The following is a 16365-nucleotide window of genomic DNA, read 5'->3' as shown; positions in this document are numbered from 1 at the left end:
ACTAGACGTACTCTCAAATAACGATGAACTTCTACTTCTATTTAGACAACTGCTGAAACTTCTTCTTTAAAACGACGGACTGCCTCATCGACGGATACTTCATGACCTAACTCGACTAATGTGTTTCCAATTTGTTCTACTGCGGTTGCTAACATGTCTTCTGTCGTGTTGCCCATATGGCCGATGCGGAACGCTTTGCCCGCTAAATGTGCTAACGCTCCCGCGACAATGATGCCTTTCTTCGCTAATGCACTTCGGAATGCTGCATCATCGACCCCTTCAGGATAGAGGATACAACTGAGTGTGGATGCTGCAACTGTTTCATCCGCTAATGGTTGCATGCCGTAAACTTTCAATGCAGCACGTACTGCGCGACCGAATGATGTATGTCTTGCATACCGTTTCGTCAAACCTTCATCCAATACGAGTTTCATGCCTTCATCATACGCATAAATCAAGTTGACTGGCGGCGTTGCAAAATACTTAGACGGATCTTGCATAATTGGTATCCAATTTGCAATGTCGCAATAATATGCAGGGACTCTTTCGATTTTCTCCCTTGCCGCTAATGCAGTTTGATTGAACGCTACAATCGCCAAACCTGGTGGGACCCCGATTGCTTTTTGGGAACCGGTCAGTACGACATCGATTGTATGTCCTGCACCCCCATATTCCTTCTGCATATCCTCTTCCATCGCCGCCGTTGCACAAACGCCGTCCACAATAACGAGCGCGCCATGTTGTTTAACGATTGGGACAAGCGTCTCCAAGTCTGCCGCGACACCGGTTGATGTATCAGCATGCGTAATCGTCACCGCTTTGTATGTATGCTCTTTCATCATACGCTCGACCTCTTCAGCTGCTACTTGTTTCCCCCATTCCGCTTGTAATACATCCATTTCAATGCCAAACGCTTTCCCCAGTTGAATGAAACGGTCACCAAAATAGCCTTGACTAATAATGAGCAAACGTTCACCTGCAGCCACTGTGTTAACAAGGGCCATTTCCATTGCAATTGTTCCTGAACCCGCAACGACAAACACTTCTCCATCCGTATTGAACAACTCTCGTGTCTTCTCGATCGACGCTTTGTATTGCGCTACAAAACGCGGGTCTGTATGCCCCCTCGTTTCACTAGCCATCGCATCGTAAATTGAATCGACAACCGGTGTCGGTCCTGGTATTAGCAACATTTCTTCATTCCTCATCTGACATCCCCCTATGTTTCATAATTGTTAGTCACCTTATAGGATTCGACTTGACGTCTTGAAAGCCCTCTTTTTGTCCAATGAATGTCGAGCCTATCATTCGTCACTTACAAAATAGCGGTTCTTTGTAATAAAAGCATTCACTCAGTAAAATCCTTACAAGCAAAAACCTTAATTGCTCCACGGTTAACAACCTGTGCAACTGACTTTTCTTCCACACGTCATTTTCAAACCTACTCCATAAGTGAATCAGCGTGCAACAGACAGCCAAACTGTCTATCACACGCTGTCCAATTTCGTACTTGCTAGAAAGGCTCATCTACTCTTTATGTTTGCCAATGCAACGTTCACATTCATATAGGAGTGACTCAACCTGCTCCACGATTTCACATCCACATTCCCGGCAAATTTTCATCGTCTTTGGCTCTTCGACTTTCCTCATTCGAATCTCCTCCACTCTTATTTAGATTTTTAAGTAACCAGGGATTGTTAAAAATTCTTCAAATTCCTCTTGTACTGTTAATTGAACAAATAGCTCTGCCGCTTCTTGAAAACGACCGATTCGATACGTACTTTCGCCAACACGCGCTTTCAATTGCTCCATCTCTTCTTGAAAAACTTCCTTAAACAGCTCGGTCGTAATGTCACGTCCGTCTTCTAATTGTCCTTTCGGATGGCGGATCCATTGCCACACTTGTGACCTTGAAATTTCTGCTGTCGCAGCATCTTCCATTAAATGATTAATCGGTGCGGCACCATTTCCACTTAGCCAAGATGCGATATATTGAACACCGACACTGCAATTCATTCGCAAACCTTCTTCTGTAATCGTCCCTGTTGGAACTTCCAGCAAGTCTGCCGCAGTTACTTGGACGTCTTCCCGTTTTCGATGGAGCTGATTCGATGTTTTCATCTCGTTAGTAAACGCATCCATGGCGACCGCTACAAGGCCAGGATGTGCTACCCACGTGCCATCATGTCCATCGGTCACTTCTCTCCGTTTATCTTCGGCCACTTTCTGAAATGCCCGTTCATTTGCAGCCTGATCATCACGGATTGGAATTTGTGCAGCCATTCCTCCCATTGCAAATGCATTTCGTCTATGACACGTTTGAATGCAAAGTTGCGTATATGCGCGCATGAAAGGGGATGCCATCGTCACTTGTGCTCGATCCGGTAAAATGACTTCCGGGTGTTCGCGTAGCCGTTTAATGAAACTAAAAATGTAATCCCAGCGACCACAGTTCAAACCTGCTGCATGATCACGCAATTCGTATAAAATTTCATCCATCTCAAACGCAGCCGTAATTGTTTCAATAAGCATCGTTGCACGAATCGTTCCATATGGAATCCCGAGTCGTTCTTGTGAAAACTTGAAAACATCATTCCACAGTCTTGCTTCCAAATGACTTTCCAGCTTTGGCAAGTAAAAATACGGTCCTGTATCGCGTGCAATCAACGCTTGCGCATTATGGAAAAAATACAATCCGAAATCGAAAAATGCTCCTGCCATCGGTTCGCCATTTATGACAATGTGCTTTTCATCCAAATGCAACCCCCGTGTGCGGACAATTAAAACAGCCGTCTCTTCATTCAAGCGATACTTCTTTCCCGTTACAGGATGCTCGTATTCAATGGTTTTGCGCACTGCATCTTTCAAATTGATTTGCCCTTCAATTAGATTCGACCATGTCGGAGAAGTCGCATCTTCAAAATCCGCCATAAATGCTTTTGCACCACAGTTTAGCGCATTGATGATCATTTTCCGGTCTACCGGGCCTGTAATTTCAACTCGACGGTCCTGTAAATCAGGAGGAATTGGCGCCACTGTCCAATCCCCCTCCCGAATGGATCGGGTCTCTTCCAAAAACCGAGGTGTTTCTCCTGCATTGAATTGCACTTGCCGTTGTTTCCGAATTTCCAGCAATTTCTTTCGCTGTTCATTAAAATTCTCATGCAAACTATAGAGGAATTCCAATGCTTCTGGTGTTAACAACTCTTCCGTTCCAGCCGTCATTTCACCGACAATATCCATATTGAAACGTGCTTGTTGCATGGTCAGAAAAACCACCCTCTCTTTATTTTAAAACTGTATGCCTCAAACGAATTGTGCTTCTTCCGTTGATCCTTTCATCGCTGTAGTGGAGGACGTTCCGCCAGAAATGACTTGTGCCACTTCGTCAAAATACCCTGTACCTACTTCCCGCTGGTGGCGTGTCGCCGTATACCCCTTGGATTCATTCGCAAATTCCGCTTGCTGCAACTTCGAATACGCTGCCATTCCGTGGTCTTTGTAACCGTGTGCCAACTCAAACATGCTATGGTTCAACGAATGGAAGCCCGCTAACGTGACGAACTGGAATTTGTACCCCATCTTCCCGAGTTCTCGTTGGTATTTCGCAATCGTCTCATCATCCAAATTTGCTTTCCAGTTGAAGGAAGGCGAACAATTATACGCCAGCATCTTTCCAGGGAATTTTTCATGAATCGCGTCAGCAAATCGTTTTGCTTCATCCAAGTTCGGCGTTGACGTTTCACACCAAACAAGATCTGCATAAGGTGCATAAGCAAGCCCCCTAGCAATCGCTTGATCGATACCGGCCCGCGAACGATAAAACCCTTCAGGCGTCCGCTCTCCTGTAATGAACGCATGATCCCGCTCATCGATATCACTCGTTATTAAATCCGCTGCATCTGCATCTGTTCTCGCAATGATAATCGTGTCCACACCTAGCACATCAGCTGCCAACCGAGCAGAGATTAAATTCCTGACAGCATTTTGTGTTGGCAATAAAACCTTCCCGCCAAGGTGACCGCATTTTTTCTCAGAAGCTAATTGATCTTCAAAATGAACACCTGCCGCCCCTGCTTCAATCATCGCTTTCATTAATTCGAAAACATTCAGCGGTCCGCCAAAACCTGCTTCAGCATCCGCCACAATCGGTGCGAACCAATCAAAACCATCAGTTCTTCCTTCGGCGTGATCGATTTGGTCCGCCCGCTGTAGTGCTTGGTTAATCCGTTTGACGACATTCGGTACACTGTTTACCGGGTAAAGGCTTTGGTCAGGATACATGTGCCCTGCCATATTGGCATCTGCCGCCACTTGCCAACCACTTAGGTAAATTGCTTGCAGTCCAGCTTTCACTTGTTGTACGGCTTGATTACCAGTGAGTGCCCCTAGTGCATTGACAAAGTCCATTTCATGGAGCGATCGCCAAAGACGTTCGGCACCTCTTTGCGCTAATGTATGTTGAATTTGCACAGATCCTCGAAGCTTAACAACTTCCTCTGCCGAATACGTCCGCTCAATTCCCTTCCAACGTTCCGCAGTCCCCCACGCGCGCTCCAATTGCTCCACTTGTTCTTGACGATTCTTCAATACAATCCACACCTTCCAATAAATTTTGTTTAGCTCTCCAGTAAATGACTTTCTTACTGTTCCATAACAGCTAAACTTGTTATACATTAATATATAACAGAAATTCTAAACTGTCAGTGCTTTCCGACAAAAGGTGCTTTTTTACGGATGAATGAAGAATAAGCTCGATAACTTAGCTGGGGGGAACGATGAATGACGTTAGGAAACACAGAGCGAACATGGGAGTTTGTGCAACAGTATAGAAGTTTACTAGAAGATTGGATTCCGAGAGACGCAACGTTTGCGATTGCTTGTGAGGGTCACTACTTGTATCACAATGGAAAAGAGGAGAATTTAAAAGGAAAACAGGTTGCAACAGGCAGCATCGCCCAACTCGTCCTGCAAGAACGACGGAAAGTGGAAAACTTCTTAGATCATTCATCCTATAACGAACCAAAGTATGGCAATGGCTATCCAATTGAACTGGATGGCATGCAAGGCGCTCTTGTCGTCTACCGTACGCAAACCAGCGAACTATCGAATCCACAACCTGTCCGTCTCTTAACGGGCAAAGCAGATAATGAGTGGTTTCCCATTCAAACTGATCGAATCACCCATCTCGAAAGCTTCCAAAAGAAAACCTTCTTCTACACCGAAGACGGACAATACAGCATTGCAAACACATTAAAAGAATTAGAAAAGAAACTACCGCCTTCATTTTTGAGAATACACCGATCCTATATCGTAAATACCGCATGCATCGAACGTATTTCAAGAGACTTTTCTTCGAACTTGCAAGTAATCATCACCGATGGTACAGAGCTACCAATCAGTCAAAAATACGTAAATGAAGTGCGGTGTGTGTTGGGGTTTTAACGATAGTAATAGGAACCTATTGTATGTATGAACAGTTGGAGTGTAATAAAGTCCCTACAAATGGGCATGAAAAGATGAGCGATCGTTACACCGTTTTCGTTCCATATCGGCTAAAGTCCTCAAGAAATAGTCTCTGTACAATCTGCATTGCTCCGAAGCAATACAGATTGTACAGGGGCTTGTTTATCTTGGCGTATCACAACATAAACGCCCCGCATCGCAACGTAAACTGCTCGTATCACAACACTCAACCCTCACATCACAATACTCGCGCCGTATCACAACATAAACGTCTCGCATCACAACGTAAACGGCTCGTATCACAACACTCAACCCTCGCATCGCAATACTCGCGCCGTATCACAACATAAACGTCTCGCATCGCAACGTAAACTGCTCGTATTACAACACTCAACCCTCGCATCGCAATACTATCGGCGCATAACCGTCACGCATTACAACAAAAATCCCTCTCATCCAGTTCCCAAATAAAAAAAACTACCCGGAAAGTAAGTTCTCACTCACTTTCCGGGCAGTTTTCATTCCATTTAATCGATTACGCATGCTGCTGCTCATACGCAGCAATGTGCTCTTCGTACTGAAATGTTAAGGATATTTCGTCCCAGCCGTTTAAGAGCATTTGCTTGTAATACGGGTCAATTGTAAAACTATACGTCTTGCCATCTTCACCGCGTACGGTTTGTTGTTCCAAGTTTACTTCTAGAGCGTAAGGGGCAGCTTTCCCTTTTGCAAGCAGTTCTTCAACTTCTCCTACCGAAAGGCGGATAGGTAAGATGCCGTTTTTAAAGCAGTTGTTGTGGAAGATGTCTGCAAAAGATGGTGCGATGACGACTTGGAAACCATAGTCCAAGATGGCCCATGGAGCGTGTTCTCTTGAAGATCCACAACCGAAGTTATCGTGGGCAACGAGAATTGTCGATTCTTTAAAGCGTTCATCGTTCAATACGAACTTTTCATTCACCGAACCGTCTGCATTGTATCGCCAATGATGGAAAAGGTATTTTCCGAAGCCGGTACGCTCAATCCTTTTTAGAAACTCTTTTGAAATGATTTGGTCCGTGTCGACATTTTTATGATCTAACGGAGTGAGTACACTGCGTACTTCATTAATCGGTTTCATACAATCATCCTTTCATCATGCATGGGCAAGTTTCATTTCACGGACATCTACGAATCGTCCTTTGATGGCTGCAGCTGCAGCCATTGCTGGACTCATTAAGTGCGTGCGAGATCCTGCGCCTTGGCGTCCTTCAAAGTTCCGGTTGGATGTCGATGCACATCTTTCTCCTGCCGGTACGACATCATCATTCATCGCTAAGCACATGCTACAGCCTGATTCCCGCCATTCAAAACCAGCTTCCGTAAAGATTTTATCCAATCCTTCTTCTTCCGCTTGCTTTTTGACGGTGCGGGAGCCAGGTACGACAATTGCTGTCACGGAAGGATGCACTTTTTGTCCGGCAATTACTTCCGCTGCATTCCGTAAATCGCTTAGTCGGGCATTTGTACAAGAACCGATGAATACATGTTGAATGTCAATTTGCGTAAGTGGTGTCCCTTCAGAAAGGCCCATGTAGGCAAGTGCTTTCTTTAGCGCTTCTTTGTCAGATTCATTCGCAAAATCATCTGCTGAAGGTACATTTGCGCTAATGCCTGATCCCATTGACGGATTCGTTCCCCATGTGACGAACGGTTCGATAGCCGCTGCATCTATTTCCAGCGTCGTGTCGTAAACCGCCCCTTCATCTGTCGCCAAAGCAAGCCATTCCGCAGCCGCTTCCTCAAAAGCAGCTCCTTTAGGAACGTACCGTCGATCTCTCAAGTAGTCCACTGTCGTTTGGTCCGGGCTAATCAACCCCGCTTTCGCTCCCGCTTCAATGGACATGTTGCAAATCGTCATCCGCTCTTCCATCGTCATCGAACGAATTGCTTCCCCTGTAAATTCCACGATATGGCCTGTTCCAACATCGATACCGAATTTCGCAATGATTGCTAAGATGACATCTTTCGCAGTTACTCCAAATCCAAGTTTACCGTTGATGCGGATTTCCATCGTCTTCGGTTTTGATTGCCATAACGTTTGCGTCGACAAGACATGCTCAACTTCACTCGTACCAATACCGAATGCGATTGCACCAAAAGCACCGTGTGTAGATGTGTGGCTATCACCGCAAACAATCGTTTTGCCGGGTTGTGTCAAGCCAAGCTCAGGACCGATAATGTGTACAATTCCTTGGTCCGGATGCTCCATATGCGCCAGCTCAATACCGAACTCCTGACAGTTCCGCTCCAACGTCGTGATTTGCTTTTTAGCAATCGGATCTTGGATGATCGGTAAGTTCTTTGTCGGCACGTTATGATCCATCGTCGCGAAACTAAGATCCGGCCGCCTCACTTTCCGACCTGCCAGTCGTAATCCTTCGAATGCCTGTGGAGAGGTTACTTCATGCAATAAATGAAGGTCGATATATAACAGATCCGGTTTCCCCTGTTCTTCATATACAATATGTCGGTCCCAAACCTTCTCAATAATCGTCTTTGCCATTTGCGCTTCCCCTTCCATTTACACGTAAGAAAACATAATGCTATTTGAAACAGATTGTAGATCCAATTCTTCAATTACTTTATCCGTCCACTCTTTTGTAGATAGAACCCGATCGCTGCCACCGGACAAATCTGCTGTGTAATGTCCGTCCTCAAAAACGGTATCAATCGCTTTTTCGATTGTTGCGGCTTCTGTTTCTAGCCCGAACGAATAACGTAACATCATCGCTGCAGATAAGATGGTCGCTGCTGGATTGGCAATGCCTTTACCTGCAACATCAGGTGCTGAGCCGTGTACCGGTTCATATAACCCGAACCCATCTGATCGCACACTCGCTGATGGCAATAAACCGAGCGAACCCGTAATAACAGACGCTTCATCACTTAAAATGTCGCCGAACATATTTTCCGTCACGATGACATCGAACGCTCCAGGATTTGTAATAAGCTTCATGGCAGCTGAATCGACAAGTTGATGTTCCAATTCAATATCTGGATAGCTCTTCCGCTTTTCATCGACAATCTCTCGCCAAAGCTTGCTCGATTCAAGTACGTTTGCTTTATCAACTGAAGTCACTTTCCCTCTGCGTAAACGAGCAAGTTCAAAAGCTTTTTCTACAATACGTTCAATTTCCTCGCGTGTATAAACAAGTGTGTCCACTGCTGCCTTATCCGTTTTGCGACTCGGTTCACCGAAATAAAGGCCGCCTGTTAGTTCTCGCACAATCATCATATCGACTGCTTGAACGACTTCTTCCTTTAAAGGAGAAGCATGAAGCAAGGAGGGGACAGCTTTCACAGGACGCAAGTTGGCAAATAGGTCAAAATGCTTTCTGATGGCTAAAAGTCCTTTTTCTGGTCTCAGCTCAGAAGGGTTTTGATCCCACTTAGGTCCACCGACTGCCCCTAAGAGTATTGCATCACTCGATTCACAGAGAGCGATTGTTTCCTCAGGAAGCGGATGATTGAATTCATCAATCGCTGCTCCGCCAATTGAACCGTAATTGAAATGGAAATTATGATTAAATCGTCTTGCCACAACTTCGAGAACTCTGACAGCCGCCTCAGTCACTTCCGGTCCGATACCATCGCCTTGTAATACAGCTACTCTTTTTTCCATTGTTCTTCTCCTCCTTTTAAATGTGTACAGCCTTTCCATTACAAAAAAACATAATTTTCAGTCTTAACTACTTAGAAATCTTTGTATTTTACACCTGACTGACCGGCTCAGCCACTTTCACTGAGTCCTTCACTAACTTTCGATTAATCGCGTTCAAATAAGCTTTTGCAGATGCTTCAAGTACATCTTGTGAAATATCTCTTCCTGTATAAGTCTCTCCGTTAAAACGTAAGTTGACGACTGCTTCCCCAAGTGCGTCTCGACCTTTACCGATTGACGTGACACGGTAATCCATAATGTTCACTTGCCCTTTGACAAGTAGCTCCAATGCATTGAATATCGCCTCTACTGAACCGGCGCCAGTTGTTGCAATAACAACATTCTCACCTGTTGGTACATTCGCAGATACTGTGGCAGTCGGTACATTTGACGTTCCATATTGGACTTGCACATTCGTCAATTCATAAATGTCCGCATTCGCGTTTTCAATTTGCTTACCGGTGAAGAGAACAAACAAATCATCTTCCGTAATTTCTTTTTTACGATCAGCAAGTTTCTTGAACGCACTGAATGCTTCGTTCAATTGATTTTCAGTCAAATCAAAGCCCATTGTAATTGCACGATCTTTAAATGCATGACGGCCTGAATGCTTGCCAAGTGCAAGCGGTGCTGTCGTTTCACCGATCAACTCCGGTGTAATGATTTCATACGTTTCACGATTTTTCAACATACCATCTTGATGAATTCCTGATTCATGGGCAAATGCATTTTTCCCGACAACCGCTTTGTTCGGTTGAATGACGACACCTGTAAGCTGACTTACCAACTGGCTTGTGCGCTTGATTTCCTGAAGATTAATGCCTGTTTCTAGTCCATAGAAATCTTTTCGAATATGGAGTGCAACAGCAATTTCCTCAAGCGCTGCATTACCAGCACGCTCACCAATTCCATTAATCGTCCCTTCAACTTGATCGGCTCCGTTTTCGATTGCCGCTATGGAATTCGCAACGGCCATCCCTAAGTCGTTATGACAATGTGCAGACAGTTTTACTCGATCAATGCCTGTCACATTCTCTTTCAAGAATTTAAATAACGCACCGTATTCCTGCGGAGTTGCATAACCGACGGTATCAGGAATATTAATTGTCGTAGCGCCTGCTTGGATCACTTGATTAATAATACGAACTAAGAAAGCTGGATCGGATCGAAATGCATCTTCTGCAGACCATTGAACAAGCGGAAAGAATTTTTTTGCATATTTTACTGCTTCCACTGCGATATCAACGACTTGATCGGGTGTCTTTTTGAGTTTGTATTCCATATGGATTGGCGAAGTTGCCAAAAAAACATGGAGATGTGGCTGTTGACCGCCTTTTAACGCTTCCCAAGATGTATCGATGTCACTTTTCATCGCTCTTGCAAGCCCTGTCACTGTTGAGTTTTTCACGGTATTTGCGATTCTCTGTACTGCTTCGAAATCACCAGGTGAAGAAGCAGGGAATCCTGCTTCAATCACCGTAGCACCAAAACGTTCAAGTTGGCGGGCAATTTCCATCTTTTCTGCTGTATTTAAGTTAATGCCAGCGGATTGTTCACCGTCTCGAAGGGTTGTATCAAAGATGTCAATTTTGCGCACTACCCACCACTTCTTCCTGTTTTGTTTTCTTACCATCGTTTACGAAAGGCATCATTGCACGAAGTTTTTCACCGACCACTTCAATTTGGTGCTTCGCTTCTGATTCTTCATAGGCGTTGAAGTTCGGACGACCGTTTTCGTTTTCGTCGATCCACCCTTTCGCGAACTTCCCTTCTTGGATATCTGTCAAGATGTCTTTCATGCGTGCTTTCGTATCTGCATCGACAACGCGTGGACCTGAAACGAAATCACCCCACTCAGCAGTGTCAGAGATAGAATAACGCATACCTGACATTCCGCCTTCATACATCAAATCAACAATCAATTTTAATTCATGCATTGTTTCAAAATACGCTAATTCTGGTTGATAGCCCGCTTCTACTAATGTTTCGAAACCTGCTTTTACAAGTGAAGTTAATCCACCACAAAGTACTGCTTGCTCTCCGAATAGATCCGTTTCTGTCTCTTCTTTGAAAGATGTTTCAAGAACGCCTGCACGTGCTGAACCGATTCCTTTCGCATATGCAAGTGCTACATCTTTCGCTTGGCCCGATACGTCTTGATAGACCGCAAACAATGCTGGTACACCTGCACCTGCTTCGTATGTTCTACGTACAAGGTGTCCTGGCCCTTTAGGTGCAACGAGGAATACATCCACATCTGCTGGAGGAACGATTTGACCGAAGTGTACATTGAAACCATGTGCGAATACGAGTGATTTTCCTGCTGTTAATGCCGGTTTGATTTCTTCGTCATATACTTTCTTCTGTCTTTCATCCGGAAGAAGAATCATAATGATATCCGCTTGTTCAGCCGCTTCAGCAACTGTTTTCACTTCAAGTCCGTCTTCTTTTGCTTGGTCGAACGATTTACCTGGGCGTACACCAACTACGACATTGAATCCTGAATCTTTCAAGTTCTGCGCGTGCGCGTGACCTTGTGAACCGTATCCTACAACTGCAATCGTCTTTCCTTGTAAAAGTCCTTCGTTGATATCTTGGTTATAATACATTTTAGCCATTGGTAGTTCCTCCTTGGGTTTTGGGTTTAGTTTTTTTATAGAAAGGCTCGTTATGAATCTGACTACTCTTTGCAATGAACAGCAGGTTAGCTTTCAAATGAGTATTAATTCTGACATATCTGCATAATTTGATCGCCTATTTCACTTGATTCGCAAACCTTTCGTTCCGCTACTGACTAGCCGTAATTCGTTCACAATGCCTATTTCAAAATAGAAAGTTGTGGTGATGGGGCTTTTTGGTTTTCTCTTGTAAATGCTGTCGCCCCGGTTCTTGCCAATTCTTTAATGCCGTAAGGTTTGACGAGATCGATGAATGCCTCGATTTTCTCAGGTGTTCCCGTCACTTGATACGTGACGACATTTTTTCCTGAGTCGATAATGGTTGCACGGAATGGCTCTACGATGCTATTAATTTCTGCACGTGCATGAGGAGGTGAAACGACTTTCACAAGCGCCAATTCCCGCATAACAATCGCTTTATCGGTAATGTCATTCACTTTTATGACATCGATTTGTTTCTGCAGCTGTTTCACCAACTGTTCGATTTTCCGCTCATCTTCCACATGGACGATAAACGTCATTTTCGACATGCCCGCTTGTTCGGTATGGCCGACCGTAATGTTTTCAATATTGAACTGGCGTTTCATTAATAAGCCTGTGACGCGGTTCAATACACCGCTTTGGTTAATGACCGTTACGGAAATAACTCTCTTCATACATTTTTCACCCCGATCATTTCATGAATGCCTTTACCTGGTGCAATCATCGGATAGACGTTTTCCATCATCTTCACTCTGCAATCAATGAGGACAGGTTCATCCGACAACAACGCTTCACGGAATAATTCTTCTGCATTGTCTTTTTTCGTAATGCGGTACCCTTTAATGTCGTATGCGCCTGCTAGTTTAACAAAATCCGGTTGTACAGGAATCAATGATTGAGAATACCGTTCGTCGTAAAATGTCTGCTGCCATTGACGAACCATTCCAAGTGCACCGTTGTTTAGAATGACAATTTTCACTGGAATTCTCATTTCTTGCAGTAAAGAAAGTTCTTGAGCGGTCATTTGGAAACCACCATCTCCGACGAATGCGATAACTCTTTTATCCGGCTTTGCGAGTTGTGCCCCAATCGCCGCTGGGAAACCGAATCCCATTGTCCCGAGTCCCCCAGAAGTGACCCAATGATCTGGATTGTTCAACTTGTAATATTGGGCTGCCCACATTTGATGTTGCCCGACGTCCGTCGTAACAATAGCATTTCCTTCCGTAATTCGGTGCACCATTTGAATGGCTTCTTGTGGCAAGATTTCATGCTCATCTTCGTTGTACCACAATGGTGCTTCTTCGGTTAATGCAGCCAAGTGTGCAATCCAGTCAGCTGTATCAGGTGCTTTCATGTCTTGTTGAAGCAATGCTTGCAATGCTTCTTTTGCGTCCGCCACGATTGGAATCGCTGTCGGTACGTTTTTGCCGATTTCTGCAGGATCGATGTCAATATGGATGACTTTTGCGTTCAAAGCGAAGTGATTCAAGTTTCCTGTCAACCGATCATCAAATCGCGCCCCAATATTGACGAGTACGTCACATTCACTAATCGCCATATTGGCTGTGTAAGTTCCATGCATACCGGCCATCCCTAGAAACAGCTCATGATCGCCTGCAATACTGCCTAAACCAAGCAATGTATTGGTAACTGGAATCTTATTTGTTTCTACAAAAGTTTTCAATTCTTCCATTGCCTGACCGTGCAATACACCAGCGCCTGCTAGAATTAACGGTTTCTTCGCTGCCGAAATTGCTTCGACCGCTTTTTGTATTTGTAAGTAGTTAGGAGTTGTCGTCGGTTGGTAACCTGGCAAATTCACTTCTGCGCGACGTTCTTCTTCCGTCACAAAGATTTCAGTCGCAACGTTTTTAGGAATATCGACGACTACCGGACCACGTCTACCCGTCGAAGCAATATGAAATGCCTCTTTAATAATTCTCGGCAAGTCCGCCACATGTTGCACTTGGTAGTTATGTTTTGTAATTGGCGTTGTAATACCGATAATATCTGCTTCTTGAAAAGCATCCGTTCCGATGACTGTCGTTGCTACTTGGCCGGTAAATACGACGAGCGGCAATGAATCCATCATTGCATCGGTAATGCCGGTGACAAGGTTTGTCGCTCCAGGTCCTGATGTCGCAATGACAACACCCGGTTTGCCAGAGACGCGCGCATAGCCTTCCGCTGCATGAATTGCTCCCTGTTCATGACGTGCAAGCACATGGGGAATCGGATCCTTGTACAATGCATCGTAAATTGGTAAGACTGCACCCCCGGGATAACCGAAAATGACTTCGACACCTTGATCTTTCAATCCTTGAATCAAGACTGCAGATCCATCCATCGGTTGATTTTTTTGTTGCTCTTCCATGGGCTCAGGCGCCATTTCCGCAACTGCTTGCTTCGTTTGAACTTCCGCACTCATTTACAAACTCCTCCTAACTGATTTGTTCTACCGTCTATAAAAAAAGAAAAGCTTTTTCTCCCCACACAAAAAGACCTACTCTCTGTGTAAGGGATGAAAAAGCTTTTCATGGTACCACCCTTGTTTACGACTTGCGCCGCCTCATGAATGGATAGCAATCGTGAAACTGTAAGGCAGCTGTCAGTAGATGACACAGCCTAATTTCACAGATCGATACGATCCATTCTTTGCTAACGGGCTTTTATGCTAGCCCGGAATCGCCTACTTAGTTTCCTGTTCAGCCATCCACTCCGAGGTGATATCGCGAATAGTTGCATCGCCGGCTTCCAGCACGACCGGCTCTCTGGTAAATGCAAGACTCTATTCCCTTTTGCCTCATCATCGAGTTGTTATATTTTCATCACGCCGCCAGTGCTTGCGGACGTTACAAGTTTTGAATACCTTGCTAAGTAGCCTTTTTTAATCTTCGGTTCAAAAGGCTGTAGCGTTTCTCTACGACTTGCCAATTCCTCATCTGAAACTTGCAGTTCAATCGTCCGATTCGTCAAATCAATTGCAATGATGTCTCCATTTTGCACTAACGCAATTGGACCACCTTCTGCCGCTTCAGGAGAAATATGTCCGATCGAAATGCCTCGTGACGCTCCTGAAAAACGACCGTCCGTAATGAGTGCTACCTTCGTACCTAAACCTCTTCCTTGAATTGCGGAAGTTGGTGCTAGCATTTCAGGCATACCCGGTCCACCTTTTGGACCTTCATAACGAATAACGACGACATGGCCTTCTTTCACTGTGCCATTATCAATGTTCTCTTGAGCAGCCTCTTGCGAATCAAAGACAATCGCTTCGCCTGTAAATTCTTTAATCGACGGGTCAACTGCACCGACTTTGATAACGCCACCTTCAGGAGCGATATTACCGAATAAGACGGATAACCCTCCAACAGGACTATATGGATTGTCTTTCGTCCGGATGACTTGCTCGTTCGTAATCTTGTAATCTTGGACGTCTTCACCGATTGTCTTACCTGTAATCGTCAATCTGTTTGGATGAATCGCACCTGGTATTTTCGTCAGTTCGTTAATAATTGCACTGACCCCACCTGCTTTAAAAATATCATCCATCGAAATATCCGACGCTGGCATGATCTTCGCTAAATACGGCACACGCTCGGCAACTTTATTAATATCTTGGACACTATACTCAATTTCTGCTTCGTGCGCGATCGCTAATGTATGAAGGACCGTATTTGTCGATCCACCCATTGCCATATCAAGTGCAAACGCATCATCAATTGCTTCTTTTGTGACAATGTCACGCGGTTTCACATTTTCTTTTACCATTCGTACTAAATGTTTTGCAGCATCTTTAATCAACTTATGGCGTTCATCTGAGGTTGCGACGATTGTTCCGTTACCCGGTAAAGCCAATCCAAGCATTTCCATAAGACAGTTCATGGAGTTTGCTGTAAACATGCCTGAACAGGAACCACAAGTTGGGCAAGCATTGTTTTCAATGTCGAGCAACTCTTCAGCAGACATCTTACCTGATTTAAATGCGCCAACTCCTTCAAATACAGAAGTCAGTGAAAGTTGAGCACCAGTAGCTGATACGCCAGCTTCCATTGGACCACCTGAGACAAAAACAGAAGGAACATTCGTCCGAACTGCTGCCATTAGCATTCCGGGTGTAATTTTGTCACAGTTCGGAATGTAGAACACGCCGTCAAACCAGTGAGCGTTAATGACCGTTTCAGCAGAATCGGCAATTAATTCACGGCTCGGAAGTGAATACCGCATTCCGATATGGCCCATCGCGATTCCGTCATCGACACCAATCGTGTTGAATTCAAACGGAACACCACCCGCTTCCCAAATTGCTTCTTTTACAATCTCGGCAAATTTATTCAAATGTTTATGACCTGGAATAATATCAATATACGAATTGCACACACCGATGAAAGGTTTTTCCAAATCTCTCGTCTTAATGCCTGTCGCATATAGTAGACTTCTATGTGGTGCTCGATCGACACCTTTTTTAATCATGTCACTTCTCATAATATCTCTCCTAGTCCGCTCATCTATCAGCTTTCACAAAACTAATAG

At 44.6% G+C, this 16365-nt stretch carries 13 protein-coding genes; 1 reads left to right on the top strand and 12 read right to left on the bottom strand.

The window, feature by feature from the left end; all coding sequences use genetic code 11:
* Window positions 1-41: 41 nt before the first annotated feature.
* The 4 genes from NRI27_RS00395 to aceA form a co-directional block, all read right to left on the bottom strand.
* Window positions 42-1208 carry a pyridoxal-phosphate-dependent aminotransferase family protein gene (locus NRI27_RS00395; RefSeq protein WP_371389099.1) on the bottom strand — a complete coding sequence of 389 codons (1167 nt, stop codon included), beginning with the start codon at window positions 1206-1208 and terminating at the stop codon, window positions 42-44.
* Window positions 1209-1527: 319 nt separating this feature from the next.
* A complete protein-coding gene (locus NRI27_RS00390; protein ID WP_317942417.1) occupies window positions 1528-1650 on the bottom strand; it encodes a YhfH family protein in 123 nt (40 codons plus the stop codon).
* Between the two features lie 21 nt (window positions 1651-1671).
* Entirely contained in the window at window positions 1672-3264 is a 1593-nt protein-coding gene (gene aceB / locus NRI27_RS00385; protein WP_371389098.1) for a malate synthase A, read from the bottom strand.
* Between the two features lie 42 nt (window positions 3265-3306).
* The gene (gene aceA, locus NRI27_RS00380) at window positions 3307-4590 is read right to left on the bottom strand and encodes an isocitrate lyase (protein ID WP_371389097.1); all 1284 of its coding nucleotides are present in this window, start codon (window positions 4588-4590) and stop codon (window positions 3307-3309) included.
* 192 nt (window positions 4591-4782) lie between these two features.
* On the opposite strand from aceA, the gene NRI27_RS00375 reads away from it, so the two are divergent.
* Complete coding sequence (locus NRI27_RS00375) at window positions 4783-5445, top strand: LytR/AlgR family response regulator transcription factor (RefSeq protein ID WP_371389096.1); 663 nt, start codon at window positions 4783-4785, stop codon at window positions 5443-5445.
* Window positions 5446-6001: 556 nt separating this feature from the next.
* Here the strand turns inward: NRI27_RS00375 and leuD are convergent.
* The 8 genes from leuD to ilvD all read right to left on the bottom strand — a co-directional run bounded on the left by leuD (window position 6002) and on the right by ilvD (window position 16317).
* A complete protein-coding gene (gene leuD / locus NRI27_RS00370) occupies window positions 6002-6586 on the bottom strand; it encodes a 3-isopropylmalate dehydratase small subunit (protein WP_371389095.1) in 585 nt (194 codons plus the stop codon).
* 15 nt (window positions 6587-6601) lie between these two features.
* Window positions 6602-8011 carry a 3-isopropylmalate dehydratase large subunit gene (gene leuC / locus NRI27_RS00365; protein ID WP_371389094.1) on the bottom strand — a complete coding sequence of 470 codons (1410 nt, stop codon included), beginning with the start codon at window positions 8009-8011 and terminating at the stop codon, window positions 6602-6604.
* An 18-nt stretch (window positions 8012-8029) separates the two neighbouring features.
* Window positions 8030-9130, bottom strand: a complete 1101-nt coding sequence (leuB, locus tag NRI27_RS00360) for a 3-isopropylmalate dehydrogenase (RefSeq protein ID WP_371389093.1) — start codon at window positions 9128-9130, stop codon at window positions 8030-8032.
* Between the two features lie 88 nt (window positions 9131-9218).
* Window positions 9219-10766: a 2-isopropylmalate synthase gene (locus tag NRI27_RS00355; protein WP_317942611.1), complete on the bottom strand. Its 1548-nt coding sequence runs from the start codon at window positions 10764-10766 to the stop codon at window positions 9219-9221.
* On the bottom strand, window positions 10753-11787 hold the full coding sequence (gene ilvC, locus NRI27_RS00350) for a ketol-acid reductoisomerase (protein WP_317942409.1): 1035 nt from the start codon (window positions 11785-11787) through the stop codon (window positions 10753-10755). The genes NRI27_RS00355 and ilvC overlap by 14 nt, the downstream gene beginning before the upstream one ends.
* Before the next feature lie 200 nt (window positions 11788-11987).
* Window positions 11988-12503 carry an acetolactate synthase small subunit gene (gene ilvN, locus NRI27_RS00345; protein WP_317942408.1) on the bottom strand — a complete coding sequence of 172 codons (516 nt, stop codon included), beginning with the start codon at window positions 12501-12503 and terminating at the stop codon, window positions 11988-11990.
* Window positions 12500-14260, bottom strand: a complete 1761-nt coding sequence (ilvB, locus tag NRI27_RS00340; RefSeq protein WP_371389092.1) for an acetolactate synthase large subunit — start codon at window positions 14258-14260, stop codon at window positions 12500-12502. Before ilvB ends, ilvN begins: the two co-directional genes overlap by 4 nt.
* A gap of 389 nt (window positions 14261-14649) precedes the next feature.
* The gene (gene ilvD, locus NRI27_RS00335) at window positions 14650-16317 is read right to left on the bottom strand and encodes a dihydroxy-acid dehydratase (protein ID WP_371389091.1); all 1668 of its coding nucleotides are present in this window, start codon (window positions 16315-16317) and stop codon (window positions 14650-14652) included.
* Between the last annotated feature and the right edge of the window lie 48 nt (window positions 16318-16365).

It is taken from the genome of Sporosarcina sp. OR05, from assembly GCF_041414805.1.
Classification (GTDB): Bacteria; Bacillota; Bacilli; order Bacillales_A; family Planococcaceae; genus Sporosarcina; species Sporosarcina saromensis.
The sequence above is the reverse complement of the archived record's forward strand: the minus strand, read 5'-3'. Positions and strand labels throughout refer to the sequence as shown.